Source organism: Novilysobacter selenitireducens (genome assembly GCF_020026895.1).
GTDB classification, from domain to species: domain Bacteria; phylum Pseudomonadota; class Gammaproteobacteria; order Xanthomonadales; family Xanthomonadaceae; genus Lysobacter_C; species Lysobacter_C selenitireducens.
The window spans coordinates 26253-51721 of the sequence record NZ_JAINZW010000008.1 but is presented as its reverse complement, the minus strand read 5'-3'; the positions used below and the strand labels follow the sequence as shown (position 1 = coordinate 51721).

The following is a 25469-nucleotide window of genomic DNA, read 5'->3' as shown; positions in this document are numbered from 1 at the left end:
CGCAGTCTACCAGCCGGCCCTGCGCGGCGGCCGGCTCAGGCCGGCAGGTCGAACACCAGCGCCACCGCCTGCCCGGCGCCGGTGGCCGACAGCGCAAGCTCGCCCGCCTCGTCGACCAGCCCAAGGGCATCACCGGTCCCCAATGCATGCCCGTTGACCGACAGGTCGCCAGCCACGACCTGCACCCAGTAGCGCCGGCCGGCCTGCAGCGGTCGTCCGATCGCCTCGCCCTCGTCGAGCCGGGCCTCGAACACCCGCGCGTCCTGCCGGATCGCCAGGCTGTCGTCGTGCCCGTCGGGCGAGGCCATCAGCGTCCACGCGCCGCCGCCGTCGCTGGCCGCCCGCTGTGCGTACGCCGGTGGTGCGTTGACGCGGTCGGGTTGCAGCCAGATCTGCAGGAAGTGCACCGGCTGCTGGTCGGAGGCGTTGAACTCGCTGTGCTCCACGCCGTGGCCGGCGCTCATCCACTGCAGTTCGCCCGGGCCGATGACGCCGCCCCCGCCGGTGCTGTCGCGGTGCGCCAGTCCGCCGGAGACCACGTAGCTGAGGATTTCCATGTTGGCGTGACGGTGCGGGGCGAATCCGCCACCGCCCGCCACCCGGTCCTCGTTGATCACGCGCAGCACGCCGAAGCCCATCCACGCCGGGTCGTAGTAATGCCCGAAGGAGAACGTGTGGTGGCTGTCCAGCCAGTCGGTCCGGACATGGCCGCGTTCGGCGGCCGGGCGGTGGACGATCATCGCGTTGCGCTCCGGTTATTCGGCAGCGTCGGGCTTGGGCACCACCGCCTCGGTGGTGATGCGGATCTGCACCTCGTCGCTGACGTTGGGCGCGTACAGGCCCAGGCCGAAGTCGGTGCGCTTGACGGTGGTGGTCGCGTCGAAACCGGCCGCCGGGCGCTTGGCCATCGGCTGCTCGCCGACCTTGTTGATCGTGGTGTCGAGCACGACTTCCTTGGTGACACCGCGGATCGTCAGGTCGCCGATCACGCGCAACTTGCCCTCTCCCGCCGCCTCCACGCGCGTGCTCTTGAACGTCACCTGCGGGTGGTTGGCGGCGTCGAAGAAGTCGTCGCTGCGCAGGTGCTCGTTGAACGCCGGCACGTGGGCCTCCAGCCCGCTCAGCGGCAGAGTGACCTCCACCGAGGACTGGCCGACATTGTCCGGGTCGTAGGTGATCGCGCCTTCCACGTCGCCAAAATGCGCGATCGGGTTGGAGAAGCCGAAATGGCTCCACTGCGCGGTGACTTCGGTGTGGTTGGGGTCGATCTTGTACGTCACCGGCGCGGCGGCCAGCGGTGCGGCGAAGGCGGTCAGCAGTGCGGCGGTCAGGAGCAGGCGCTTCATGTCGGATCTCCGTGCGGGGGTGGCGTCAGGACGGCTGCGGCATCACTCGATGCGCGCGGCCTCGTCGAAGGACAGGCGCGGCGAGCGCGGGAACAGCTTGGACGTGTCGCCGTGGCCCAGGTTGATCAGGAAGTTGGACTTGATGGCGGTGCCGGCGAAGAACGCCTCGTCGACCTTGGCGTTGTTGAAGCCCGACATCGGGCCGGTGTCCAGGCCCAGCGCGCGCGCGGCCAGGATCACGTACGCGCCCTGAAGGCTGCCGTTGCGGAACGCGGCCTCGCGGCGGCCTTCGCGCGGGCCCTCGAACCAGCTCTTGGCATCGGTGTGCGGGAACAGGTACGGCAGCTTCTCGTGGAAGTCCTCGTCGTGGGCGACGATCACCGTGACCGGCGCGGCCATGGTCTTGGCGCGGTTGCCCTCGTCCAGCGCCGGCTCCAGCTTCGCCTTCGCCTCGGGCGACTTCACGAACACCAGCCGCGCCGGTGTCATGTTGGCGCTGGTCGGGCCCCACTTGGCCAGGTCGTACAGCTGCCGCAGGGTGTCGTCGCTGACTTCGCCGCCCAGCTCGTTGTGGGTGCGGGCGGTGCGGAAGATCTGGTCGAGCGAGGCGTCGGGCAGCGGCTTGGACATGCGGTTCTCCTGGTGCGTAGCGGTGCAGCGTCGGTGCCCGGATGTGCAGGTATGCGGGGGCAACGCCGGGGCCGGTCAGTGTAAAGTCTTGCCCGCAGCGCAACAGACGGCACCTTCGGAACGGATTGAACACACCCATGCAACAACGATCGCCCGCGACCTGGACGCTCACCGACGGCAACGCCGGCAACGTGCGGCAGGCCGAGGCGCTCGCCCGGGCGCTCGGCCTGGACGCGCGCGCATGGGCCCTGGAGGCACGCGCGCCCTGGGCCTGGTGGGCGCCGCGGCGGTTTCCGGGCGACGCGGCCGCGTTCGGCCCTGAGTTCCAGCGCGCAATGGCCGAGCCGCCGCAACTGGCAATCGGCTGCGGCCGGCGCGCGGCGCTCGCGACGCGCCTGCTCGGCGCCCGCGGCGTGCGCACGGTGCAGATCCTCGCGCCGCGCACCGCGCCGCGGCACTGGGACCTGGTGGTCGCGCCGGAGCACGACGGACTGGATGGCGCCAACGTCATCCGCACCCTGGGCAGCCTCAATCCGGTCGATGACGCGTGGCTGGCGGCGGCGCGCCGCGAGTTCGCCGCGTTGGGCGAGTTCCCGGGACCCCGCACCGCCCTGCTGCTGGGCGGCCACAGCCGGCATTCCAATTTCGACAGCGCACTGCTGGGCCAGGCCGCGGCCCGCATCGGCGCGGCGGTCGCGCGCGAAGGCGGCAGCGTGCTGGCGACGGCCTCGCGCCGCACGCCCGCCACCGCCCGGACCCACCTGCGCGAGCGTTTCCTGGGCATCCCCGGCGTGGTCTGGACCGGCATCGAGCCCGGCCCCAATCCCTACCCGGGCCTGCTGGCATGGGCCGACCGCATCGTCTGCACCGCCGACTCGGTCAACATGCTGTCGGAAGCCTGCGCGACCGAAGTTCCCGTGTTCGTCGCCGGCACCGAGGGCCTGCACGGCCGGCCGCGCCGCTTCCTCGACAGCCTGCTGGGCAGCGGCCGCGTGCGCCTGTTGGACGATGCGCTGGCCGACTGGCCGGTGACGCCCCTGCGCGAGACGGCGCGCGTGGCGGCCGAGGTGCGGGCGCGCTTGGAGTTCTAAGACGGCGGGGACTGGGACATGCCGCGTACCTTGGCGCGGCGGTGTAACACGCAAGCGGATCCTCCACGTCGTTCCGGATTACAAACGGCGAGGCGCGTAGCGTCTTGCCGCTCGCGTTCCTAGCGGCCTATTCCCCGCGCGCCGCAGCCGAGAAATCCAGCTCGTGGCGTCGCGCGACATCACGGATCGCGGCGCGCGCAGCTTCAATGCCGTCGTCCAGCGGCACGCGTCGCGAGCGGCGGTCGAGCGTGCATTCCAGCCCTCGGGCCAGCAGCGTCGCATGCGCTTCGCGCAACCGGTCGGCGTCGGCTGCGCCAACCACCCCCTCTGATTCCGCGGCATCGATCAGCACAGGTGTCGCACGCGGTCCCAGCAGCGCCGGCCGCGCGGCGGCATAGCCCAGCACGAGCGCCTGCAGCAGGAACTCCAGGTCCACCAGCCCGCCCTCGCCCTGCTTCAGGTCGAAGCCGCCCGCATCGCTGCGGTCGAGCTCGGCGCGCATGCGCGCACGCATGTGCACGATGTCGGCGCGCAGTGCCTCCGCGTCGCGCGTGCGCGCCAATGTCTCGCCGCGCACGCGTTCGAAGGCCTCGCACAGATCCGCATCGCCGCCCACGCAGCGCGCGCGCACCAGCGCCTGGTGCTCCCATGTCCACGCACGATGCGCCTGGTAGTCGGCGTAGCTGGACAGGCTGGACACCAGCAGCCCGCCGGCACCGTCGGGCCGCAGGCGCACGTCGACCTCGAACAGGTGGCCGGCACCGGTCGGCGTGTCCAGCAGCGCGACGATCTTCTGCGCCAGCCGCACGAACCAGCGCGACGCGTCCAGCGGACGCGCGCCGTCGGACATCGCCTCAGCCGGTGCGTCGTAGAGGAACACCAGGTCGAGGTCCGAGCCGAACCCCAGTTCCTCCCCGCCCAGGCTGCCGTAGCCGATCACCGCGAAGCGCGCGCCCGGCACGCGGCCGTGGCGCGTGGCGATCTCGCGCTCGGCCAACGCCAGCACGCGCCGCACCACGCCGTCGGCGAGCCAGGCCAGCTGGCGCGCGCTGTCGGCCGCGCCCTGGCGGCCGTCGCGCAGCGCCATCGCGATGCGGAAACCCAACGCCTGGCGCAGTTCGTTCAGTGCCTGCAACGTGGCTTCGGTATCGGTGCCGAAGGCGTTGTCCGGATCGACCCCTGCACACAGCCCCAGCAGTTCCGTGCGATCGGGCAGCGGGCCGGAGACGCGCACGTCGAGCAGTTCGTCCAGCAACAGCGGATAGGCGGCCAGGCGCTCGGCCAGCAACGCGCTGTGTTCGACCACGTCCACCAGCCGCGCCAGCGCCGCCGGTTCTTCGTCCAGCAATGCCAGGTAGGCGCTGCGGCGCAGGATGTTGTGCAGCATCGCCAGCAGCCGGCGCAGCGCCAGCATCGGCTCGCCCGACGATGCCGCACCGTGCAGCAACGCCGGCAGCACGCGGTCCAACCGCGCGCGCGTGGCGTCGGACAGGCCGGCCACGCTCGGACGCCGCGCGAAGTCGCGCAGCACGGCGTCGGCCGACTCGGCATCCTCGAACCCCGCCTCGCCCAGCACGTCGCCACTGCCCGCCTCGGGCAACGCACGCCAGTACGCGGCCAGCGAATCGGGGGCGTCGTGTTTGCGGCGCGGTGCCAGCAACGCGGCGAACTCCTCCGCCACCACTGCGCGCTGCGCGTCCAGCGCGGCCAACAGCGCCGGCCAATCCTCGTAGCCCAGCCCGCGGGCGATGCGCTGGCGGTCAAGCGGGTCCTCCGGCAGTGCATGCACCTGCGCGTCGCGCAACATCTGCAGGCGGTTTTCCAGGCGACGCAGGAAGCCGTACGCGGTGCGGAGCGCATCCCCGGCCGCCGGCTCGATCTGGTTGGCCTCCACCAACGCGTCCAGCGCGGCCATCAACTGGCGGCCGCGAAGCTCGGGTTCGCGTCCGCCACGGATCAACTGCAACGCCTGCACGAGGAACTCGATCTCGCGGATGCCGCCGGGCCCGCGCTTGATGTCGTCGGCCAGTTCCTTGCGCGCGACCTCGGCGGCGATCGAGGCCTTCATCGCGCGCAGGCCGTCGAGTGCGCCGAAGTCCAGGTAGCGCCGGTAGACGAAGGGGCGCAGCGACTCCAGGAACCGCTCACCGGCCTCGATGTCGCCCGCCACCGGCCGCGCCTTCTGCCACGCGTAGCGTTCCCAGTCGCGACCTTCGTGCTGGAAGTACTGCTCCATCGCCGGGAACGACCACGCCACGCGGCCGGCAGTGCCGTACGGCCGCAGGCGCAGGTCGACGCGATGGCAGAAGCCGTCGGCGGTGACCTCGTCCAGCATTCGCCCCAGTTGCTGGGCGAGGCGGGTGAAGTAGGTCTCCGCGTCCAGCGGGCGCGGCCCATCGGACGTGCCGCCGGCTTCGTAGCCATGGACCAGGTCGATGTCGGAACTGAAGTTCAGCGCTTCGCCGCCGAGCTTGCCCAGCCCGAACACCACCAGCCGTTGCGCGTGGCCATCTGCATCGCGCACCACGCCGTGGCGCTGCGCGAAGTCGCGTTCCAGTGCGTCCAGCGCCAGTAGCAGGCAGCAGTCGGCCAGGCGCGTGCTGCCGGCCAGCGTGTCGCCGACCGTGTCCAGGCCCAGCACGTCGCGCCACACCAGCCGCGCGGACTCGGCGGTGCGGTAGCGCCGCAACTGCGCCATCCACCGGTCGCGCTCGCCGGCCTGCAGGACCGGTGGGGCAATCGGCGCACTGCAGTCGTCAAGGAAGGTCGCCAGCAACGACGGCTGTCGCACCAGCGTGTCGATGGCGAAGTCACTCGCGACGGCGACTTGCGCGATCTGGGCGGAGTAATCGTTGGCGTCGACGTCGGGCGGGAACGCGTCCGCGGCACGCAGGCGTTCCATCGCGCGGGCGGTCAGGTCATCGAGCGATTTCTGCATCCGCCGATGATGGCATGGGCCAGACGGCAGAACGCCCGCCACCGGGGCGGGCGCCTGCACGGGCCGTGGCGATCCTTCGCCGCCGGCCGTTCCGGAGTCGATACCGGTTACAGCGACTGGTCGGCGTTGACGCGGCCGCGGCCCGAGAACGCGTCGATGCCACGCGGACCAATGTCATCCGCACCGCGACGCAGCGCATCCTCGACCTGCGCCGGCGGCATCTCGCCCCCGTTCGCGCCGATGATCAACGCCGCCACACCCGAAACGTGCGGGGCCGCCATGCTGGTGCCACCGGCCCAGCTGAAGAGGCCACCGTTGTTGGACGGGCTGAACACCAGGTCGAACACCCAGCACGGGCGTACCAGGCCGGCCACCGCGCAGTTCTCGTTACCCGGATACATGGTGTCGCCACCCGGGCCTGCGATGTGCACCATGCGGCGCCCATAGCTGGTGTAGCTGGTCGCGATGTCGAGGTCGGTGGTGGGATCGACGGCCCAACCGATGGGCGCGGTCGCCGCGACTGCAAAGACGCCATACACCTGCGCCGGGAATCCCATCAGGCGGCTGCCGTCGGGCGCCGTGGCCGTGTCGTAGTCGATGGCGTCGTTGCCCGCCGACGCGATGACCGTCGTGTTCTGGCTGCGGGCGTACTGCACCGCACGCGTCACCGCGTGGACCAGCTCGTTGGTGTCCTGGTTCAGCGGCAGGCCGCCACGCACGCCCAGGCTCATGTTGATGACGTCGGCACCGGCGTCGGCCGCGTACGCGATACCGCTGATGATGCTGTCGAAGCTGCCGCTGCCCGTGAATGCCGACAGCACCTTTACCGAGAAGAACTTCGCCGACGGCGCCACGCCGATCGCGCCATAGGCGTTGTCAGCGGCCGCAACTGTACCGGCGACATGCGTACCGTGATTGAACCCGCCCGGCAGCTGGCACACGGTCTCGCCCGGGACGAACGACGCATTCAACGCAGCAAGATTGTTGGGAACCAGATCCGCCTGCTGGCACGCCAGGCCCGAATCAAGCACGGCCACGACCGCTCCTGCACCGCGATATCCGCGGTTCCAGGCCTCGACGGCGTCGATCGCGTCATGGCCCCACTGCAGGTCGAAGAAGAAGTCGTCATCGCCGCTGTTGGGCGGATTGGCGGCGAGTTCTTCCGCGCTGATGCTGACCGCCTCGGGGATATCGAACTGCAGCGAGATGTCCTTCACCGCCGAACGGATGCCCGGCACGCGCGCAGCGCGGCTGCCGAACCCGTCGTCGGCCTCCACGATCGCCACGCCGATCTGCGGGAAGCGCCGCAGCACCTGGCCACCGTTGGCTTCCATCTTCTGCGCCAGCGCCTGGTCGAACGCCAGGGCCTTGGCCTGGACCACATACGTAGCTGCCTGCGCACCGCCGGCCACCAACGCGGCCGCAATGCCTGTTGCGAGGACTAGAACCTTCATTGCTCTCTCTCCGGATAACAGTCGCGACTTGCGTCGCGGTTATCTCCCCCGGAGGCCGACGATAGCCCTCCCGCGGCGGGGCGCAAGGCACGTAATCGGCGCCGCGGAGCGGCCACCCATGGCGATGATCCACGACGAACGCGTGCTGCCAGGCACAATGGGCACGCGAGCGCGCAGGCCGGCCCAATGAAAAGGGCCGCCTTGCGGCGGCCCTCCGGACAGCTGCTGGAGATCGCTTCAGAACGCGACCGCCCTCGCCGCGTTCACCCGGCCCTGGCCCGAGGCATCGTCCTTGCCCGGCTTGCCGACATCATCGGCCGAGCGGCGCAGGATCGACTCCACCTGGGACGCCTTGATCCCCGGGTGCTTGCCATAGACCAGCGCAGCTACGCCCGACACATGCGGGGCGGCCATGCTGGTGCCGGCGTTCCAGCCGTAGAAGCTGGAACCGTTGCTGGCCTGCACGGTGCTGAAGACCAGGTCGAACACCCAGCACGCCTGCACCACCGGCCCGACCTGGCACGCTTCGTTGCCCGGATAGCGGCTGTCGCCGCCCGGGGCGCCAAAGTGGATCGCCGATTGCCCGTAGTTGCTGTAGCTGGCCTGCAGGTCGAGGTTGGTCGACGGATCGATGGCCCACGCCTCCGGGGCCAGAGCCGAGACCGTCAGCACGCCAGGCAACTGGCCCGGAAAGCTGATCACATCGGCGTCCTTGTCCAGGTCCCGCGCATCGTTGCCCGACGAGGCCACCACCAGCACGTCGTTGGCGTTGGCGTACTGGATGGCGCGCTTGGTGGCGTTGACCAGCTCCGCCACCGCGTTGGCACCCTGGCCACCGCGGGGCAGGCCGCCCTGGATGCCCAGGCTCATGTTGATCACGTTGGCGCCGTTGTCGACGGCCCAGACGATGCCCTGGATGATCCCCGAGAACGAGCCGCTACCGGTGGCCGCACTCAGGACCTTCACTCCGAGAAGCTTCGCCTGCGGCGCGACGCCGATAGTGCCGATCGCGTTGTCGCTGGCCAGGATGGTGCCGGCGACATGGGTGCCGTGCGAGCTGCCGGCCGTGTTGCAGAAGGTTTCGCCTGGCACGAACGACGCGCCGCCCACCAGGTTCGGAGCGATGTCGGCATGGCTGCAGTAGATGCCGCTGTCGAGCACTGCGACCGTCGCACCCTCGCCACGGAAGCCGGCGTTCCATGCGCCGGCCGCATCGACGGCCGCGTGGCCCCACTGCAGGTCGAAGAAGCGGTCGTCGTCGCCGGAGAATGGCGGGTTCATGAAGGCCTCGGCCGTGATCGGCGCGACCTCGGGTTCGGGCACGTGCCATTGCAGTTGCACGTCACGGGTCACCGACTGGATACCGGGGATCGCACCGGCCGCCGAGCCGAAGCCCTCGCCGCCTTCCACGATCGCCAGGCCCACCTGCGGCAGCTGGGCCGTGACGGTGCCACCTGCGGCGCGGATCCGCTCGAGCTGCGTCTTGCCCAGGCCGCTGCCATGGGTCGTCACCACGTAGGTCGCGGCCTGCGCCGTGGCTGCCGCACCCAGTCCGATCAGGGCCAGGCCGATGCTGGTGGCCAGAACACTCACATTCTTCATTGATCACTCCGTCAAGTTGAATGACGCGTGCGAACGCACGCACTCCCCCGGGCGGCCGCCCCTGCCCGATCGTTTGCCTGCAAAACCCCCGTACCTGCTCCCGAGGACCTGCCGGGTGGCGGTCCCCGTCCGGCGTTGCGCCGGACGGACCCTTCTTCTACACGCTCACTGCCGCGCGCGCCAATTCATTGACGTGCGCCGCTGAAGCATTCACGCCGGAAGTCCGTCGCGGTCGTCGTGCGTGCCTGGGGGCCTGGGCGTGCGATGCGGCTGGAACGCACCCGGCGCAATAAAAAAGGCCCGCCCCGGTCGAACCGGTAGCGGGCCCTGCTCCCTCCCCCACGTCGGGATGCGGGTCGATCGTGAAGGATTCGTTAGTGCCATTGCACGCTGCAGTGCAAAAAAGAACTGCGCGGTTCAAAAACAATGGCTTGCGGGCCGTGGTCGACCTGATGAGTACGTGCGCCTACGTCGCGCGCCCAAAGAAAAGGCCCGCACGGGGCGGGCCTTTTCCTGACGCGGATGCGGGCTGGATCAGAAATCCATGCCGCCCATGCCGCCCATGCCACCGCCGCCCGGCATCGCCGGCTCGTCCTTCTTCGGCAGCTCGCCCACCATCGCTTCGGTGGTGATCATCAGGCCGGCGATCGACGCGGCGTTCTGCAGCGCGGTGCGCGTCACCTTGGTCGGGTCGAGGATGCCCGCTTCCAGCATGTCCACGTACTCGCCGGTGGCGGCGTTGTAGCCGTAGGCACCGGTGCCGTCCTTGACGTTGTTGAGGATGACCGACGGCTCTTCGCCGGCGTTGGTCACGATCTCGCGCAGCGGCGCTTCCATCGCGCGCAGCGCGATCTGGATGCCGTGGTTCTGGTCCTCGTTGGCACCCTTGAGCTCGCGGATCGCGGCCAGTGCACGGACCAGGGCGACGCCGCCGCCCGGGACGATGCCTTCCTCAACGGCAGCGCGCGTGGCGTGCAGAGCGTCCTCGACGCGGGCCTTCTTTTCCTTCATCTCGATCTCGGTGCTGGCACCGACCTTGATGACGGCCACGCCACCGGCCAGCTTGGCCACGCGCTCCTGCAGCTTCTCGCGGTCGTAGTCCGAGGAGGTCTCCTCGATCTGCGCCTTGATCTGCTTGATACGCGCCTCGATGCCACCGGTCTCGCCGGCGCCGTCGATGATGGTGGTGTTCTCCTTGGAGACCTGCACCTTCTTGGCGCGGCCCAGGTCGTTGATGGTCGCCTTGTCCAGCTGCAGGCCGACTTCCTCGGAGATCACGGTGCCGCCGGTCAGCACGGCCATGTCTTCCAGCATCGCCTTGCGACGGTCGCCGAAGCCCGGGGCCTTGACGGCGCAGACCTTGACAATGCCGCGGATGGTGTTGACCACCAGGGTCGCCAGCGCCTCGCCTTCGACTTCCTCGGCGATGATCAGCAGCGGCTTGCCGGCCTTGGCCACGCCCTCGAGGACGGGCAGCAGGTCACGCACGTTGGAGATCTTCTTGTCGTGCAGCAGGATGAACGGGTCGTCCAGCTCGGCCTGCATCGACTGCTGGTTGTTGATGAAGTACGGCGACAGGTAGCCGCGGTCGAACTGCATGCCCTCGACGACGTCGAGCTCGTTCTCCAGGCCCGAACCGTCCTCGACGGTGATCACGCCTTCCTTGCCGACCTTGTCCATCGCCTGGGCGATGAGGTCGCCGATGTTGGCGTCGGAGTTGGCCGAGATCGCGCCGACCTGGGCGATTTCCTTGCTGGTGGACGACGGCTTGCTGATCTTCTTCAGCTCCTCGACGGCGCCGGTCACGGCCTTGTCGATGCCGCGCTTGAGGTCCATCGGGTTCATGCCGGCGGCGACCGCCTTCATGCCCTCGCGGATCAGCGCCTGCGCCAGCACGGTGGCGGTGGTGGTGCCGTCGCCGGCGTTGTCGGAGGTCTTGGACGCGACCTCCTTCACCATCTGCGCGCCCATGTTCTCGAACTTGTCGGCCAGCTCGATCTCCTTGGCGACGGACACGCCGTCCTTGGTGATCGTCGGGGCGCCGAAGCTCTTCTCGAGCACGACGTTGCGGCCCTTCGGGCCGAGGGTGGCCTTGACGGCATTGGCGAGGGTGTTGACGCCGCGCAGCATCTTGGCGCGCGCGTCTTCACCGAAACGGATTTCCTTGGCAGCCATGTTTGGAACCTCAAAAAAAAGCGGGAATGGGGAACTGGAAAAGGGAGGCAAGCGCGGCGGGCGAACCCGCCCGGCGATCAGCCGAGGATCGCGAAGATGTCGTCTTCCTTCACCACCAGCAGGTCGGTGCCGTCGAGCTTCACTTCGGTGCCGCTGTACTTGCCGAACAGGACCTTGTCGCCGACCTTGACCTTCGGCGCGCGCACGCTGCCGTTGTCCAGGTGCTTGCCTTCGCCCACGGCGACGACTTCACCCTTGATCGGCTTCTCGGTGGCCGAGTCCGGGATCACGATGCCGCCAGCGGACATCTTTTCTTCTTCCATGCGCTTGATGACCACGCGGTCGTAGAGCGGCTTGATATTCATGAGACAACCCCTAAGTGGTTGAATGGGTGGGAAAAGAACGGAAATTTTAGCAGTCGCCCGGAACGAGTGCCAAGCTCCGGGACGGACAAAGCCCGGCACAGCCGGGACTGCGGGGGGAGATGGGGCAGCCGTGGAGGCTTTCAAGGGCCCCGCAGCGAAATCGGTTCGGCTTGCGATGCGAAGGCGCTGCCAGGCGCACGAATCCGTAAGTCGAACGGCACCAGAGGGAGACCGTCGAAAGCGCGCGCGCACAAAGAAAGAGCGCGTCCCCGAAGCGACGCGCTCTTTCACGGTATGGAGATGGCATCCCAGCGCAGCGCCTCCAGCGCCCCTCCCCGGACCAGACACCCCTTGTCTAAGCTGACGTCCGTGTCAGCCGGAGTCGATAATGCGCACGGCACGTCACCCGCACCAGCCTCCCGGCCATCGCAAATAGCGACCATCGGTAGCCGGATGCTGTGACACGGGTCCGCAATGACTGGCGTTTGCTTGCGGCAGATCAGGCACAGTGACTGCTGGTAGCGGGTTGATGTCAATATCGGTATCGTCGCTACTTTCAGGCACCTGGCTGGAATCCGACCATGACCCCGCAACAGCGCATCCGCCTCGCCCGTCGACACGCCGGCCTCTCGCAGGCGGCCCTCGCCCACGCGGTGGGCGTGCAGCGCAGCGCCGTCAGCCACTGGGAGGCCACGCCCGGCAAATCCCCCAGCGCGAGCCACCTGCGCGAGGCGGCGATGGCCACCGGCGTCCAGTACGAGTGGTTGGCCACGGGGCGAGGCCGCATGACCCTGTCGCAGGACGTGGCGATGGACTCGGTGGCCGCCGCCGACGCGATGCTGGTGGACGACCCATTGGAGTTGCGCCTGCTGGCGGCGTTCCGTGAGAGCCCGGTGTTGGCACGCGCGCCGCTGGTGGAGGTGGTGGAGCAGCTGGCCCTGCAGCGCGTGGGCCGTGCGCGCGCGCCCGAAACGCGGCGCCCGGCGGGCGGCTGACCCCACGCGCGCCGGTACAATGGCCGGATGTCCGTGGTCCTGGTCCATTGCGCCTGTCCCGACGCTGCCACTGCCGACCGGCTCGCCCGCGCGCTGGTCGCCGAGCGGCTCGCCGCGTGCGTCAGCGTGTTGCCCGGCATGCGCTCGACCTACCGATGGGAAGGCGCCGTCGAGCAGGCCCACGAGGTCCTGCTGCTGGCCAAGACAACGGCCGATCGCCTGCGGGCCTGCACCGACCGCCTGCACGCGCTGCACCCGTATGAACTGCCGGAAGTGATCGCGGTCGAAGCGGCGGGCGGCCTGGCGCCGTACCTGGCGTGGGTTGCCGACGAGACCCGCCCCGACCCGACTCCGACCGAACAAGGCTGACCCCCGCCGTGCCCGACCCGACCGCCGCTCCACCCCACCGCTGGCCCACCCTGCGACGCTGGCTCGGCGCCTGCGCGTTCGCGGCCGCGCTGGCCACCATGTCCACGGCCGCCGTCGCGGTCGATGAGGACGACCTGCTGCCGGTGGACGAGGCGTTCGTGCTGTCGGCCCGTGCGGCCGGTCCCGAGCGGATCGAGGTGCGCTGGCGGATTGCGGATGGCTATTACCTGTATCGCCATCGCACGTCGGTAACCGCGAGCGGCTTCAACGCCGCGGCGCTGCAACTGCCGCCCGGCAAGGCCTACAAGGACGAGTTCTTCGGCGACGTCGAAACCTATCGCGGGCAATTGGTGGCAACCTTGGCGGGGCAGCCGACGGGTGCCCGCGCCACGCTGACGGTGAAGTACCAGGGCTGCGCGGACGCCGGCGTCTGCTATCCGCCGCAGACGCGCACGCTGGACGTGGCCCTGCCGGCAGGCGCGGCGGCATCGAACACGCTGCTGCCCGGCGGCGCGGCATCCGGTGGCAACGCGCTGCTGGGCGGTGGTACGCCCGTGGGTGTCGATGCCCTGCCGCTGCCGCCGGAGCAGGCGTTCGGCTTCGAGGCGATCGCCGATGGCGGCGACCGCCTGCTGCTGCGCTTCACGCCGGCGCCGGGCTACTACCTCTATCGGGACAAGACCACGCTGGCGATCGAAGGCGAGACCGCGGGCCGCGAAGGCATTCGCCCCGGTGCACTGCAGTGGCCGGCGGGCGTGCGCCACAAGGACGAGTATTTCGGCACGACCACGGTGTTCTTCGACCAGATCGACGTGCCGCTCCCGCTGCGGCGCGACGGGGCCGGCGGCGGCCCGATCCGCGTGGTCGCGGGCTTCCAGGGTTGCCAGTCCGACGGTATCTGCTACCCGCCGATGACGCGCACGGTGTCGCTGGAGCTGCCCGCGGGAACGGTGACGGCCGCTGCGCCGGAGGTTGAGTCCGACGCGCCGGTTTCGCCGGACGCGCAGGCCGCCACGGCCGAAGTCGTTGATGCGGGTTCCAAGGCTCCCGCGGCCAGCGAAGCGGCCGGCGCGGGCGCCGCATCGGGCGCCACGGCCACGACAGAGGACCGCCCCGATGCGCCGGTAGCGCCTGAATCAGCGGCCGGTGCCGACGCCGCGACCGCCCCGCTCGCCGAGGACAGCCGTCTCGCCGCCGCCCTTGCCGGGCCGCATCGCGCCTGGGCGCTGCTGGTGTTCTTCGGGCTCGGGCTCGGACTGGCGTTCACGCCGTGCGTGTTGCCGATGATCCCGATCCTCTCGGGCCTGATCGCCGGCCACGGCCCCGGCCTGGGCGCGCGTCGCGCCGCCGCGCTGTCGCTGGTCTACGTGCTGGCCAATGCACTCGTGTTCACCGCCGCCGGCGTGCTGGCCGGGCTGGCCGGCGCCAACCTGCAGATCGCCTTCCAGACGCCGTGGGTGATCGTCGCGTTCGCGCTGCTGTTCGTCGCGCTCGCGCTGTCGAGCTTCGGCCTGTACGAGCTGCAACTGCCGGCCGGCCTGCGCAGCCGCCTGGGCGAGGTCGCCGACCGCCAGCGCGGTGGCTCGTGGAGCGGCGTGGCGATCATGGGCGCCCTCTCGGCACTGATCGTCGGGCCGTGCGTGGCACCGCCGCTGGCCGGCGCCGTGCTCTACATCGGCCAGACCCAGGACCCGGTGTTCGGCGGCGCGGCGTTGTTCGCGCTGGCGATGGGCATGGGCGCACCGCTGGTGGCCTTTGGCGTGGCAGCCGGGCGCGGTTTGCCCACCAGCGGGCCGTGGATGGTCGCGATCCAGCGCGCGTTCGGCTTCGTGTTCCTGGGGCTGGCGGTGTGGATGCTGTCGCGGATCCTTCCGGCCCCCGCCACCCTGGCCCTGTGGGGCGTGCTGCTGCTGGGCGCGGCGGCCACCGTGGGCGTGGTGATCGTCGGCAAGGCGGCCCTGCACCCCGGTCGTCGCGCCGTCCTGGCGACCCTGGCGCTGCTGCTGGGCGTGGCCGGCGGCGCGCAGCTGGTCGGTGCGATGGCCGGCGGGCGCGACCCGCTGCAGCCGCTGGCCGGGCTGGGCAGCGGGCCGGCGCAGGCCGCCGAGCTGCCCTTCCGCAAGATCAAATCCACCGATGACCTCGACGCCGCCATCGCCGCCGCCGCCCAAGCCGGCCAGCCGCTGATGCTCGACTTCTATGCCGACTGGTGCGTGGCCTGCAAGGAAATGGAGAAGTACACCTTCCCCGAGCGCGAGGTGCACGACGCGCTGGACGGCTTCGTGCTGGTCAAGGCCGACGTCACCGCCAACGACGAACTCGACCAGGCACTGATGAAGCGGCTGGGCATCATCGGCCCGCCGGCCACGCTGTACTTCGTCGAGGGCCGCGAGCGCCGCGACCTGCGCCTGTTCGGCTTCGAGAAGGCGCCCGCCTTCGCCGAGCGCGCACGCCGCGCGCAATCGCCGGCCGCCGCTGCAGGGTCGCCGTAATGGCGCTATCGGGCACCACGAAGGTGCTGCTGGTCGCCGTCGCGGCCGGCCTGCTGGGCGTGGCCGCCGGCCTGATGGTCAACGGCCCCGGCCCCTTGCTGCGCACCGAGGCCGGCCAGCGCGCACTCAATGCCGCGGCGGCCGCCAGCGCGCCGCCGCCGCCGGCGGGGGTCGAGGTGGCCCGCCGCGGCGAGGCGATCCCGGATGTCAGCGTCGCCCTGCTCGACGGCGGCACCCTGCGCCTGCCGGCCGATCGCGCCGGCCGTCCTGTCCTCGTGAACTTGTGGGCCAGCTGGTGCGGCCCGTGCATCGAGGAGATGCCGGAACTGGAGCGCTTCGCCACCGCCCAGGGCGACACCGGTACCGCCGTGGTCGGCATCGCGCTGGACGACGAAGCGGCCGTGCGCGACTTCCTGCGGAAAATCCCTGTCAGTTACACGATCGCGCTGGACGCCGCCGGCCCGGCGGACGCCGGCGTGCGGCTGGGCAATCCCAAGGGCGTCCTGCCCTACACGGCGCTGATCGACGCCGAGGGACGGCTGGTCAAGCAACGCATCGGGCCGTTCGAGCACGGCGAGATCGACGGCTGGGCCCGACTGGACTGAGTGCGCCATACGCCGGCGTCTAGAGCGGAAACTCAAACGCCCGCTTAAATCGCGACAACTTCGGCGAATGGGCGGCGAACGTCTGGACAGCGCGGGTGCGCTCACGCACACTCCGGCCTTTCCGCCTCCGCCCGGCCCCATGGCAAAGCTGCTGGCCCTGCACGGCCCCAACCTCAACCTGCTCGGCGAACGCGAGCCCACGATCTATGGCCGCACCACGCTGGCCCAGATCGATGGCGCCCTGCGCGCCGGGGTCGAGGCGGCCGGCCACGGCTTCGACAGCCTGCAGTCCAATGCCGAGCACGTGCTGGTGGACCGGGTGCAGGCCGCGCGCCACGACGGCACCGCGCTGATCCTGATCAACCCGGCGGCCTTCACCCACACCAGCGTCGCTCTGCGCGACGCGCTCGCCGCGGTCGAGGTGCCCTTCATCGAGGTGCACCTGTCCAACCCGCACACCCGCGAGCCGTTCCGCCGCCACAGCTACTTCAGCGACCTCGCCCTGGGCGTGGTCGCCGGCTTCGGCGAGCACAGCTACCGCTTCGCCCTGGACGCCGCGCTGGCCTGGCTGGACAACCACGCCAGCGCCCGCCGCAAGCCGTCCTGACAACGCTTACCCCCTTCGCATCCACGCCCCGCCCTGCGGGGCCCACCCAGAGGCCCGCCATGGACCTGCGCAAGATCAAGAAGCTCATCGACCTGCTGGAAGAGTCGAACCTCGCCGAAATCGAGATCAAGGAGGGCGAAGAGTCCGTCCGCCTGGCACGCACGCCCAAGGGCGCGGTGGTGTCGGCACCGGCCATGCACCATGCCCCGGCGCCGATGGCCCCGATGCCGATGCATTCGCCCACCGAAGCCGCCACCGGCGGCGGCAAGTCCGGCGGCGAGTCGTCCTCGGCGCAACAGCTGCCCGACGGCCACGTCGTGCGCGCGCCGATGGTCGGCACCTTCTACACCTCGCCGGCCCCGGACAAGCCCGCATTCGTCACGGTCGGCCAGTCGGTCAAGGCCGGCGAGACGCTGGCGATCATCGAGGCGATGAAGATGTTCAACCCGATCGAGGCCGACGTCTCCGGCACCGTGCTCAAGGTGCTGGCCGAGAACGGCCAGCCGATCGAGTTCGACCAGCCGCTGTTCGTAATCGGCTGAGGCGCGACGCATGTTGGACAAAGTCGTCATCGCCAACCGGGGTGAAATCGCGCTGCGCATCCTGCGCGCGTGCCACGCCCTGGGCATCCGCACGGTCGCGGTGCACTCCACCGTCGACCGCAACCTCAAGCACGTGGCCATGGCCGACGAGTCGGTCTGCATCGGTCCGGCCCCGTCCACCGACAGCTACCTCAACATGGCGCAGATCATCGCGGCCGCCGAGGTGACCGACGCCCAGGCCATCCACCCCGGCTACGGCTTCCTGAGCGAGAACGCCGACTTCGCCGAGCGCGTGGAGCAGTCGGGCTTCATCTTCATCGGACCCAAGGCCGACACCATCCGCCTGATGGGCGACAAGGTGGAGGCGATCCGCGCGATGAAGGACGCCGGCGTGCCGTGCGTGCCCGGCAGCGGCGGGCCGCTCGGGGATGACGCGGCCACCAACACCAAGATCGCGCGCGAAATCGGCTACCCGGTCATCGTAAAGGCCGCCGGCGGCGGTGGCGGGCGTGGCATGCGCGTGGTGCACACCGAGGCCCACCTGCACAGCGCCATCCAGACCACCAAGTCCGAGGCCAAGGCGGCCTTCGGCAACGACATGGTCTACATGGAGAAGTTCCTGGAGAACCCGCGCCACGTGGAGATCCAGGTGCTGGCCGACGGCCAGGGCAACGCCATCCACCTGGGCGAGCGCGACTGCTCGATGCAGCGGCGCCACCAGAAGGTCGTCGAGGAAGCGCCGGCACCGGGCATCACCGCCGAGCAGCGGGCGGAGATCGGCAAGGTCTGCACCGAGGCCTGCATCCGCATCGGCTACCGCGGCGCGGGCACGTTCGAGTTCCTCTACGAAAACGGCCGCTTCTACTTCATCGAGATGAACACCCGCATCCAGGTGGAGCACCCGGTCACCGAGATGGTCACCGGCATCGACCTGGTGCGCGAGCAGCTGATGATCGCCGCCGGCAACCCGCTGTCGATCCGGCAGGAAGACGTGGTGCTGGACGGCCACGCCATCGAGTGCCGCATCAACGCCGAGGACCCGGAAACCTTCATGCCCAGCCCGGGGCTGATCGCGCATTTCCACGCGCCCGGCGGCCCCGGCGTGCGCGTGGACAGCCACATCTACGAGGGCTACCGCGTGCCGCCCAACTACGACTCGATGATCGGCAAGCTGATCGTGCACGGCGCCACCCGTGAGCAGGCGATCTGCCGCATGCGCGTGGCGCTCAGCGAGATGGTCGTGGACGGCATCAGGACCAACGTCCCGCTGCAGCAGCGCATCCTCTCGGACATCGGCTTCCAGCAGGGCGCTCAGAACATCCACTACCTCGAGAAGCGACTGAAGGAGCAGAAGGAGAAGTCGCTCTCGATCGTCTGACCCGGCGCTTCCCGCAGGTGCGGACGTAGCCCGGGTAAGCGCAGCGCACCCGGGAACCGTCTGACGCAAACGCCCCGGGTGCGCTCCGCTTACCCGGGCTACACAATGGGCGACCCGACACCGACGCCGCTCCCATGCCCTTCCTCGAACTCACCCTCCCCTGCAGCCAGGTCCAGCAGCCGCGGTACGAACAGGCGCTGGAGAGAGTCGGCGCGCTCTCGGTGACGCTGGCCGATGCGCACGCCGACGCGCCGGACGAGCAGGCGATCTTCGAGCCGGGTGTCGGCCAGACGCCGCTGTGGGACGACATGCAGTTGACCGCGCTGTTCCCGGACGGCACGCCGCGCGAGCTGCTGTTGCACGCGCTGCAGGCCGCCGACGAAGGCATCGACTGGTCGCGTGCGGCGTTCCGCGAGGTCGCCGACCAGGACTGGGAACGCGCGTGGATGGACCAGTACGTGCCGCTGCAGTTCGGCCGCCGCACCTGGATCGTGCCGTGGAACCACGACCTGCCGCCGGGCACCGATGCCGACGATGCCGCGGTCGTGCGCCTGGACCCGGGCCTGGCGTTCGGCTCGGGCACGCACCCCACCACCGCGCTGTGCCTGCAGTGGCTGGACGCGCTGGCCGACGAGGGCGTGCTCGACGGCTCGCGCGTGCTCGATTTCGGTTGCGGCTCGGGGATCCTCGCGCTGGCCGCGCTCAAGCTCGGTGCATGCGACGCCATCGGCATCGACAACGATCCGCAGGCGATCGCCGCCACCCTCGACAACGCGCAGCGCAACGGCGAGGACGCACGGCTGTCGGCCTACCTGCCGGACGACGCACCGGCCGGTGCCTACCCGGTGGTCGTGGCCAACATCCTGGCCTCGGCGCTGGTGGAGCTGGCCGACGTGATCGCCGCGCGTGTCGCGCCGGGCGGGTACATCGCCCTGTCGGGCATCCTCGCCGGGCAGGAAGGTGAAGTGATGGCGCGCTACGCGGAGGCGTTCGACGACCTGCGCGCGGAGCAGTCCGATGACTGGATGCGCGTGACCGGACGCCGCCGCTAAGACCGCAGCTCCTGTAGGAGCGGCTTCAGCCGCGATCACGCATCCAAGGCGCCGGGTGACACCGCCCTTGTAGGAGCGACGTAAGTCGCGACCGCACCCTCGCCCGATTCGCGGATCGCGACTTACGTCGCTCCTACAGGAGACGCTCAACGCGCGCATGCGCGTGGCTTGATCGCACGCGCCCGCGTCGCGATTACGCGACTCGCATCACGCCACGCCACGGCCGCCCTGTCGCCCGCGCTGCATCGTCCCCTTACACTCGGCCCCCATGTTCCTGCCCTGCCCGCATTGCGGTTTCCTGGTTTCGCTGCTCGCCCCGGGCGATGCGCAGGGCCAGCGCTGTCCGCGCTGCGAGCAGCCGCTGGAAGATCCTGCCGCGTCGGGGCCGCTCGACGAGCCCGCCGCAACGGCCATCAATGCGGGCGCCACCCACGACACGTCAGATGTCGATGCGCCAGCGGAAGCTGCACCTTCGCTGCCCATCGATACGCCTGACGAAGACGAACCCGAAGACGCGACGTCGACCGTGACCGCGACCGTCGACAACGTCCCGCCACCACCGCCGGCACGCCGGGCCCGCACGCGCGGTCGCCATGGCCCCAGCTTCGCGCGCATCACCCTGCCGGGTGAGGCCGATACGCTGCGCTGGCCGTTGCGTATCGCCGCCGCACTGCTGACGGTGGTGCTGCTCGTGCAACTGCTGCTGGCACAGCGTGCCGAACTGGCGACGGACGCGCGTTGGCGTCCTTGGGTGCAAGCGGCCTGCAGTGCGTTCGGGTGCGAGCTTCCCGCCTGGCATGAGCCGGGCGCGTTCCAGATGCTCGACCGCAACGTGCGGCCCAAGGCCGGCACCAATGGCGTGCTCGAAGTCACCGCCAGCTTCCGCAACGACGCACGGTGGCCGCAGGCGTGGCCAACGCTGCGCGTGGGTCTGACGGACGTCGATGGCCGGGAAGTGGCAGCGCGCGCGTTCACCCCCGACGAGTACCGCCCTTCCACGAATGTCGATGCACGGCTCGCGCCAGGCCAGAGCGCCTCGGTGCGCTTCGACGTGCGTGAACCGGCCGCACCGATCGTCGCCTTCACTTTCGACTTTCGTTGATCGCATCGACTGAATGCGCGGCGACAGTGTCCGCTGCCGCCAGCACGCGCTAGACTCCCCGGTCCGTCGTCCCGCCGCCCGACCGTGAGCCGGCCACTTCGACGACGGATGTTTCATACGGGGACCGCTCTTGAACGCTGCAGCCGACCGCCACGATTCCGCCCGCCCGGGCCCGCGCGTGCCTTTGCGCGACCACGTGGCCACGTCGATCCGCCGCTACCTGGGCGACCTCAACGGCTCCGGCACCGAGAACCTCTACGAGATCGCCCTGCGCGAGCTGGAGATCCCGCTGTTCGCCGAGGTGCTCGAACACTGCGACGGCAACCAGAGCCGCGCCGCGACGATGCTGGGCATCCACCGCGCCACGCTGCGCAAGAAGCTGCGCGAGTACGGGCTGGCCTGAAGTTGAGGGACTGGAGGCTGGGGGCTAGAGGCTGCAAAGCCGGGCGGACCTTTCCTGAGGCAATGCAGCAGGGCCGCTCGACTGACGACCCGCCCGGGTAAGCCGTACCACCCCCGCTATAATTTCCGGCCCCCAAGCCGGAACCCACGCATGACCGCCTCCCTTCCGACGGTGACGATTCGCCGCGCGCTGCTGTCCGTCTCCGACAAGACCGGCCTGGTCGAACTGGCCCGTGCGCTGGCCGGCCACGGCGTCGCGCTGCTGTCGACCGGCGGCACCGCCAAGGCGCTGCGTGACGCGGGGCTGGAGGTCACCGATGTCAGCGACCACACCGGTTTCCCGGAAATGATGGACGGCCGCGTCAAGACGCTGCACCCGGTCGTGCACGGCGGCCTGCTCGGCCGCGCCGGCACCGACGAGGCGGTGATGGCCGAGCACGGCATCGCGCCGATCGACCTGCTGGTGCTCAACCTGTACCCGTTCGAGTCGGTTTCGGCCAACCCCGACAGCACGATGGACGAGATCGTCGAGAACATCGACATCGGCGGCCCGGCGATGCTGCGCTCGGCGGCCAAGAACTTCGCGCGCGTCGCGGTCGCCACGGACCCGGCGCAGTACCCGGCGCTGATCGCCGAGCTGGCCGACAACGCCGGCGCGCTCAGCGGCAGGACCCGCTTCGCGCTGTCGGTCGCCGCGTTTGATCGCGTCGCGCAGTACGACGCGTGCATCAGCAACTACCTGTCGTCGATCACCGACGAGGGCGGGCGCGGCCTGTTCCCGGCGCAGTCCAACAGCAACTTCGTCAAGGTCATGGACCTGCGCTATGGCGAGAACCCGCACCAGCACGGCGCGTTCTACCGCGACCTGTACCCGGTGCCCGGCACGCTGGCGACGTTTACCCAGCTGCAGGGCAAGGAGCTGAGCTTCAACAACCTGGCCGACGCCGATGCGGCGTGGGAATGCGTGCGCCAGTTCGAGGCGCCGGCGTGCGTGATCGTCAAGCACGCCAACCCGTGCGGCGTCGCGGTCGGCGTCGCCTGCGGCGATGCCTACGAGCTGGCGTACGCCACCGACCCGACCTCGGCCTTCGGCGGCATCATCGCGTTCAATACGAAACTCGATGCGGCTACCACGAAGGTCATCCTCGACCGCCAGTTCGTCGAGGTGCTGATCGCGCCGGACTTCGAGCCGGCAGCACTGGACTACGCCACCAAGAAGGCCAACGTGCGCGTGCTGCAGATCCCGCACGGCGAGGGCCGCAACAACTTCGACATCAAGCGCGTCGGCTCCGGCCTGCTGATGCAGACCAGCGACATCCGCGAGGTCGGCCGCGATGAGCTCAAGGTGGTCAGCCAGCTGGCACCCACCGACAAGCAGATGGACGATCTGCTGTTCGCCTGGCGCATCGCCAAGTTCGTGAAGTCCAACGCGATCGTCTATGCCAAGGACCAGCGCAGCATCGGCATCGGTGCCGGCCAGATGAGCCGCGTGGTCAGCGCCAAGATCGCCGCGCTCAAGGCCGAGGAGGCCGGGCTGTCGGTGCCGGGTTCGGTGATGGCCTCGGACGCGTTCTTCCCGTTCCGCGACGGCATCGACGCCGCGGCCGCCGCCGGCATCAAGGCCGTGATCCAGCCGGGCGGCTCCATGCGCGACAAGGAAGTGATCGCCGCGGCCGACGAGCATGGCCTGGCGATGGTGTTCACCGGCGTTCGCCACTTCCGCCACTGAGGTGGACCTTCTCGTTGTCCTGAAGCTGGTAGCCGGCCTGGCGATGCTGCTGGGCGGCGCCGAGCTGCTGGTACGCGGCGCGTCCCGGCTGGCGTTGCGCTGGGGCATGGCGCCGCTGGTGGTCGGCCTGACGGTGGTGGCCTTCGGCACCAGCGCGCCGGAGCTCGCCATCGGCATAGGCGCGGCTTTCAAGGGCGAGGCCGACATCGCGCTGGGCAACGTCGTGGGCAGCAACATCGCCAACGTGCTGCTCATCTTGGGCATCTGCGCGCTGGTGTCGCCCCTGGTGGTGCGCCGCCAGCTGATCTGGCTGGACGTGCCGGTCATGGTGGCGGTGTCGCTGGGCGTGCTGGCGATGTCGCTGGACGGCGAGCTGGTGCGCGGCGAAGGCATCGCGCTCGTCGCCCTGGGCGTGGCCTACGTCGGCGGCCTGCTCTGGATGGCCAGGCGCGGCAATGGTGACGACGCCGCCGGGGATGCCGAGGTGCCCGACGCCGGCGCCGACGTGCCGGCCTGGCGGCACCTGCTGGTGCTGGTCGCCGGGCTCGCCGTCCTCGTGCTGGGCTCGCAATGGCTGGTGGACGGCGCGGTCAGCATCGCCACGGCCATGGGCGTGAGCGAGCTGGTGATCGGCCTGACCGTGGTCGCCATCGGCACATCACTGCCGGAGATCGCCACCAGCGTGCTGGCGGTGATGCGCGGCGAACGCGACATGGCCGTGGGAAACATCGTCGGCAGCAACGTGTTCAACCTGCTGTTCGTGCTCGGCGCCACGGCGGCGATGGCACCCGACGGGATTGCCGTGGGCGCGGCCGCCGTGCGCTTCGACCTGCCGGTGATGACCGCGGTCGCGCTGGCGTGCATGCCGATCTTCTTCACCGGCCACTGCATCCAGCGCTGGGAAGGCGGCCTGTTCCTGGGCTACTACCTCGCCTACCTCGCCTACCTGCTGCTGGACGCGGCCGACCACGACGCGCTGCCCGCCTTCAGCGCGATGATGATGGCGTTCGTGGTGCCGCTGACGGTCATCACCCTCGCGGTAGTGACGCTGCGGGCGTGGCGGGCGCGCCATCCGCGGCCCTGACTCCCGCGTCCGGGTCGCGCCAGATCGACCGGTCGATGCCCTCGCCCAGTTCCGGGTAATCGGCCGCATGGAATACCGGTGAGCGCCCGGTGCGCAGCTGGCCTTCATAGTCGCGCGTCAGCTTCACCACCACGCCCGACAGCCCCAGCAGCGCCACCAGGTTGAGCGTGGCCATCATCGCCATCGCCGCGTCCGCCGCGTTCCACACCAGCGGCACCTGCGCATGCACGCCCCAGGTGATTACGCCCAGCGCCGCGAGCCGCAATGCGAGCAGCCCTTTGCGCCCGCCGCCCAAGTACAGCAGGCCGCTCTCGGCATACGAGTAGTTGCCCAGGATGGTGGTGAAGGCGAAGAAGAACAGCGCGATGGCGACGAAGTACGTGCCCGCCTCGCCGAAGAACACCGTCATCGCCCGCTGGGTGATCACCACGCCGTCGGCGTTGCCCTCGGCCAGCACCCCCGACAGCAGGATCACCAGCGCGGTCGCGGTGCAGATCAGCAACGTGTCGATGAACACGCCCAGCGACTGCACCAGCCCCTGGCTGGCCGGGTGGTGCGGCACCGGGGTTGCCGCGGCCGCGACGTTGGGCGCGCTGCCCATGCCGGCCTCGTTGGAATACAGGCCGCGCTTGACGCCATTGAGCATCGCCGCGGCCAGCCCGCCCAGCACGCCGCCCACCGCCGGCTCCAGCCCGAACGCGCTGCGCAGCACCAGCGCCAGCGCCGCCGGCACCTCGGTGATGTTGGTCAGCACCACCCACAACGCAAGGCCGAGATAGCCGACCGCCATGACCGGCACCACCCACTCCGCGACGCGCGCGACCGACCGCAGGCCGCCGAAGATGATCACGGCGGTCAGCAGCACCAGCCCCGTGGCCACCTGCGCGTCGGTGAAGCCGAACGCGGCCTCCATCGACAGCGCGATCGCGTTGGCGTGCACGCTGCTGAAGATCAATCCGTACGAGAACACCAGGCACACCGAGAACGCCACGCCCAGCCATGGCGCCTTGAGCCCGCGCGCCATGTAGTAGCCCGGCCCGCCGCGGTACTGGCCCTTCTCGTCGCGCACCTTGTACAGCTGCGCCAGCGCGCTCTCCGCGTACGCCGTCGCCATGCCCAGCGCGGCGGTGCACCACATCCAGAACAGCGCGCCCGGCCCACCCAGGCTCAATGCGATCGCCACGCCCGCCAGGTTGCCGGTGCCCACCCGCGAGGCCAACGACGTGCACAGCGCCTGGAACGGCGAGATGCCGGCGGCATCCCCATCGGTGCCGCGGCCGATCACGTGCAGCATGTGGCCGAAGCGCCGCACCTGCAGCCCGCGCAGGCGCACGGTGAAGAACAGCCCCACCGCCAGCAGCCCGTAGACCAGCACGTAGTCCCACAGCACCGCGTTGATGCCGCCGATGACCGGCGCCAGCGCCGCCTCGATGGCGGCCAGGACTGTCTGCATGGAATTCCCCGTTCACGACCACGCCGGACGCGTGGCACTGCAAGGCCGATGGTAGCAA

Annotated in this window: 22 protein-coding genes; 13 read left to right on the top strand and 9 right to left on the bottom strand. The window is 70.0% G+C overall.

Annotated features, from left to right (window positions below):
• Positions 1–35 precede the first annotated feature (35 nt).
• From K6753_RS13780 to K6753_RS13770, 3 genes are read right to left on the bottom strand one after another with little or no spacing between them, the layout of a single operon-like run.
• Positions 36–740 (bottom strand): pirin family protein, encoded by a 705-nt coding sequence (locus K6753_RS13780; protein ID WP_223677044.1) that lies wholly within the window; start codon positions 738–740, stop codon positions 36–38.
• Between the two features lie 15 nt (positions 741–755).
• On the bottom strand, positions 756–1346 hold the full coding sequence (locus tag K6753_RS13775) for a YceI family protein (protein WP_223677043.1): 591 nt from the start codon (positions 1344–1346) through the stop codon (positions 756–758).
• 42 nt (positions 1347–1388) lie between these two features.
• On the bottom strand, positions 1389–1976 hold the full coding sequence (locus K6753_RS13770) for a malonic semialdehyde reductase (RefSeq protein WP_223677042.1): 588 nt from the start codon (positions 1974–1976) through the stop codon (positions 1389–1391).
• A 137-nt stretch (positions 1977–2113) separates the two neighbouring features.
• Between K6753_RS13770 and K6753_RS13765 the strand changes: the two genes are divergently transcribed.
• A complete protein-coding gene (locus K6753_RS13765; protein ID WP_223677041.1) occupies positions 2114–3067 on the top strand; it encodes a mitochondrial fission ELM1 family protein in 954 nt (317 codons plus the stop codon).
• Between the two features lie 127 nt (positions 3068–3194).
• On the opposite strand, the gene glnE is transcribed toward K6753_RS13765, so the two are convergent.
• From glnE to groES, 5 genes are all read right to left on the bottom strand, one after another.
• Complete coding sequence (gene glnE / locus K6753_RS13760) at positions 3195–6005, bottom strand: bifunctional [glutamate--ammonia ligase]-adenylyl-L-tyrosine phosphorylase/[glutamate--ammonia-ligase] adenylyltransferase (protein ID WP_223677040.1); 2811 nt, start codon at positions 6003–6005, stop codon at positions 3195–3197.
• Positions 6006–6112: 107 nt separating this feature from the next.
• Positions 6113–7459, bottom strand: coding sequence for a S8 family serine peptidase (locus tag K6753_RS13755; protein ID WP_223677039.1), 1347 nt, complete (start codon positions 7457–7459; stop codon positions 6113–6115).
• Between the two features lie 237 nt (positions 7460–7696).
• Complete coding sequence (locus K6753_RS13750; protein ID WP_223677038.1) at positions 7697–9061, bottom strand: S8 family peptidase; 1365 nt, start codon at positions 9059–9061, stop codon at positions 7697–7699.
• A 534-nt stretch (positions 9062–9595) separates the two neighbouring features.
• Positions 9596–11236 (bottom strand): chaperonin GroEL, encoded by a 1641-nt coding sequence (groL, locus tag K6753_RS13745; RefSeq protein ID WP_223677037.1) that lies wholly within the window; start codon positions 11234–11236, stop codon positions 9596–9598.
• A gap of 77 nt (positions 11237–11313) precedes the next feature.
• Positions 11314–11601 carry a co-chaperone GroES gene (gene groES / locus K6753_RS13740; protein WP_223677036.1) on the bottom strand — a complete coding sequence of 96 codons (288 nt, stop codon included), beginning with the start codon at positions 11599–11601 and terminating at the stop codon, positions 11314–11316.
• 581 nt (positions 11602–12182) lie between these two features.
• On the opposite strand from groES, the gene K6753_RS13735 reads away from it, so the two are divergent.
• The 12 genes from K6753_RS13735 (at position 12183) to K6753_RS13680 (ending at position 23958) form a co-directional block, all read left to right on the top strand.
• Complete coding sequence (locus K6753_RS13735; protein WP_223677035.1) at positions 12183–12596, top strand: helix-turn-helix domain-containing protein; 414 nt, start codon at positions 12183–12185, stop codon at positions 12594–12596.
• Positions 12597–12623: 27 nt separating this feature from the next.
• A complete protein-coding gene (cutA, locus tag K6753_RS13730) occupies positions 12624–12965 on the top strand; it encodes a divalent-cation tolerance protein CutA (protein ID WP_223677034.1) in 342 nt (113 codons plus the stop codon).
• Positions 12966–12973: 8 nt separating this feature from the next.
• Positions 12974–15457: a protein-disulfide reductase DsbD gene (locus K6753_RS13725; protein ID WP_223677033.1), complete on the top strand. Its 2484-nt coding sequence runs from the start codon at positions 12974–12976 to the stop codon at positions 15455–15457.
• On the top strand, positions 15457–16062 hold the full coding sequence (locus tag K6753_RS13720; protein WP_223677032.1) for a TlpA disulfide reductase family protein: 606 nt from the start codon (positions 15457–15459) through the stop codon (positions 16060–16062). The genes K6753_RS13725 and K6753_RS13720 overlap by 1 nt, the downstream gene beginning before the upstream one ends.
• Positions 16063–16201: 139 nt before the next feature.
• Entirely contained in the window at positions 16202–16669 is a 468-nt protein-coding gene (locus K6753_RS13715) for a type II 3-dehydroquinate dehydratase (protein ID WP_223677031.1), read from the top strand.
• Between the two features lie 59 nt (positions 16670–16728).
• Positions 16729–17211, top strand: coding sequence for an acetyl-CoA carboxylase biotin carboxyl carrier protein (gene accB, locus K6753_RS13710; protein WP_223677030.1), 483 nt, complete (start codon positions 16729–16731; stop codon positions 17209–17211).
• Between the two features lie 10 nt (positions 17212–17221).
• Positions 17222–18589, top strand: coding sequence for an acetyl-CoA carboxylase biotin carboxylase subunit (gene accC, locus K6753_RS13705; protein ID WP_223677029.1), 1368 nt, complete (start codon positions 17222–17224; stop codon positions 18587–18589).
• Between the two features lie 134 nt (positions 18590–18723).
• A complete protein-coding gene (gene prmA / locus K6753_RS13700) occupies positions 18724–19641 on the top strand; it encodes a 50S ribosomal protein L11 methyltransferase (RefSeq protein ID WP_223677028.1) in 918 nt (305 codons plus the stop codon).
• Positions 19642–19909: 268 nt separating this feature from the next.
• Positions 19910–20743, top strand: a complete 834-nt coding sequence (locus K6753_RS13695; protein ID WP_223677027.1) for a DUF3426 domain-containing protein — start codon at positions 19910–19912, stop codon at positions 20741–20743.
• Positions 20744–20873: 130 nt separating this feature from the next.
• Positions 20874–21146, top strand: coding sequence for a DNA-binding transcriptional regulator Fis (gene fis / locus K6753_RS13690; RefSeq protein ID WP_223677026.1), 273 nt, complete (start codon positions 20874–20876; stop codon positions 21144–21146).
• A gap of 150 nt (positions 21147–21296) precedes the next feature.
• On the top strand, positions 21297–22874 hold the full coding sequence (gene purH / locus K6753_RS13685) for a bifunctional phosphoribosylaminoimidazolecarboxamide formyltransferase/IMP cyclohydrolase (RefSeq protein WP_223677025.1): 1578 nt from the start codon (positions 21297–21299) through the stop codon (positions 22872–22874).
• A 1-nt stretch (position 22875) separates the two neighbouring features.
• A complete protein-coding gene (locus K6753_RS13680; RefSeq protein WP_223677024.1) occupies positions 22876–23958 on the top strand; it encodes a calcium/sodium antiporter in 1083 nt (360 codons plus the stop codon).
• Here K6753_RS13680 and K6753_RS13675 read toward each other — a convergent pair.
• Positions 23903–25411 carry an alanine/glycine:cation symporter family protein gene (locus tag K6753_RS13675; protein WP_223677023.1) on the bottom strand — a complete coding sequence of 503 codons (1509 nt, stop codon included), beginning with the start codon at positions 25409–25411 and terminating at the stop codon, positions 23903–23905. The two genes, K6753_RS13680 and K6753_RS13675, sit on opposite strands and share 56 nt — an antisense overlap.
• Positions 25412–25469: the final 58 nt, after the last annotated feature.

Coding starts and splice junctions, on each gene's coding strand:
- K6753_RS13720 (WP_223677032.1), top strand. CDS start 15,457: ATGGCGCTATCGGGCACCACGAAGGTGCTGCTGGTCGCCGTCGCGGCC.
- accC (WP_223677029.1), top strand. CDS start 17,222: ATGTTGGACAAAGTCGTCATCGCCAACCGGGGTGAAATCGCGCTGCGC.
- K6753_RS13780 (WP_223677044.1), bottom strand. CDS start 740: ATGATCGTCCACCGCCCGGCCGCCGAACGCGGCCATGTCCGGACCGAC.
- K6753_RS13675 (WP_223677023.1), bottom strand. CDS start 25,411: ATGCAGACAGTCCTGGCCGCCATCGAGGCGGCGCTGGCGCCGGTCATC.
- K6753_RS13765 (WP_223677041.1), top strand. CDS start 2,114: ATGCAACAACGATCGCCCGCGACCTGGACGCTCACCGACGGCAACGCC.
- K6753_RS13695 (WP_223677027.1), top strand. CDS start 19,910: ATGTTCCTGCCCTGCCCGCATTGCGGTTTCCTGGTTTCGCTGCTCGCC.
- prmA (WP_223677028.1), top strand. CDS start 18,724: ATGCCCTTCCTCGAACTCACCCTCCCCTGCAGCCAGGTCCAGCAGCCG.
- K6753_RS13715 (WP_223677031.1), top strand. CDS start 16,202: ATGGCAAAGCTGCTGGCCCTGCACGGCCCCAACCTCAACCTGCTCGGC.
- K6753_RS13775 (WP_223677043.1), bottom strand. CDS start 1,346: ATGAAGCGCCTGCTCCTGACCGCCGCACTGCTGACCGCCTTCGCCGCA.
- glnE (WP_223677040.1), bottom strand. CDS start 6,005: ATGCAGAAATCGCTCGATGACCTGACCGCCCGCGCGATGGAACGCCTG.
- K6753_RS13770 (WP_223677042.1), bottom strand. CDS start 1,976: ATGTCCAAGCCGCTGCCCGACGCCTCGCTCGACCAGATCTTCCGCACC.
- purH (WP_223677025.1), top strand. CDS start 21,297: ATGACCGCCTCCCTTCCGACGGTGACGATTCGCCGCGCGCTGCTGTCC.
- K6753_RS13750 (WP_223677038.1), bottom strand. CDS start 9,061: ATGAAGAATGTGAGTGTTCTGGCCACCAGCATCGGCCTGGCCCTGATC.
- groES (WP_223677036.1), bottom strand. CDS start 11,601: ATGAATATCAAGCCGCTCTACGACCGCGTGGTCATCAAGCGCATGGAA.
- K6753_RS13755 (WP_223677039.1), bottom strand. CDS start 7,459: ATGAAGGTTCTAGTCCTCGCAACAGGCATTGCGGCCGCGTTGGTGGCC.
- cutA (WP_223677034.1), top strand. CDS start 12,624: ATGTCCGTGGTCCTGGTCCATTGCGCCTGTCCCGACGCTGCCACTGCC.
- accB (WP_223677030.1), top strand. CDS start 16,729: ATGGACCTGCGCAAGATCAAGAAGCTCATCGACCTGCTGGAAGAGTCG.
- groL (WP_223677037.1), bottom strand. CDS start 11,236: ATGGCTGCCAAGGAAATCCGTTTCGGTGAAGACGCGCGCGCCAAGATG.
- K6753_RS13735 (WP_223677035.1), top strand. CDS start 12,183: ATGACCCCGCAACAGCGCATCCGCCTCGCCCGTCGACACGCCGGCCTC.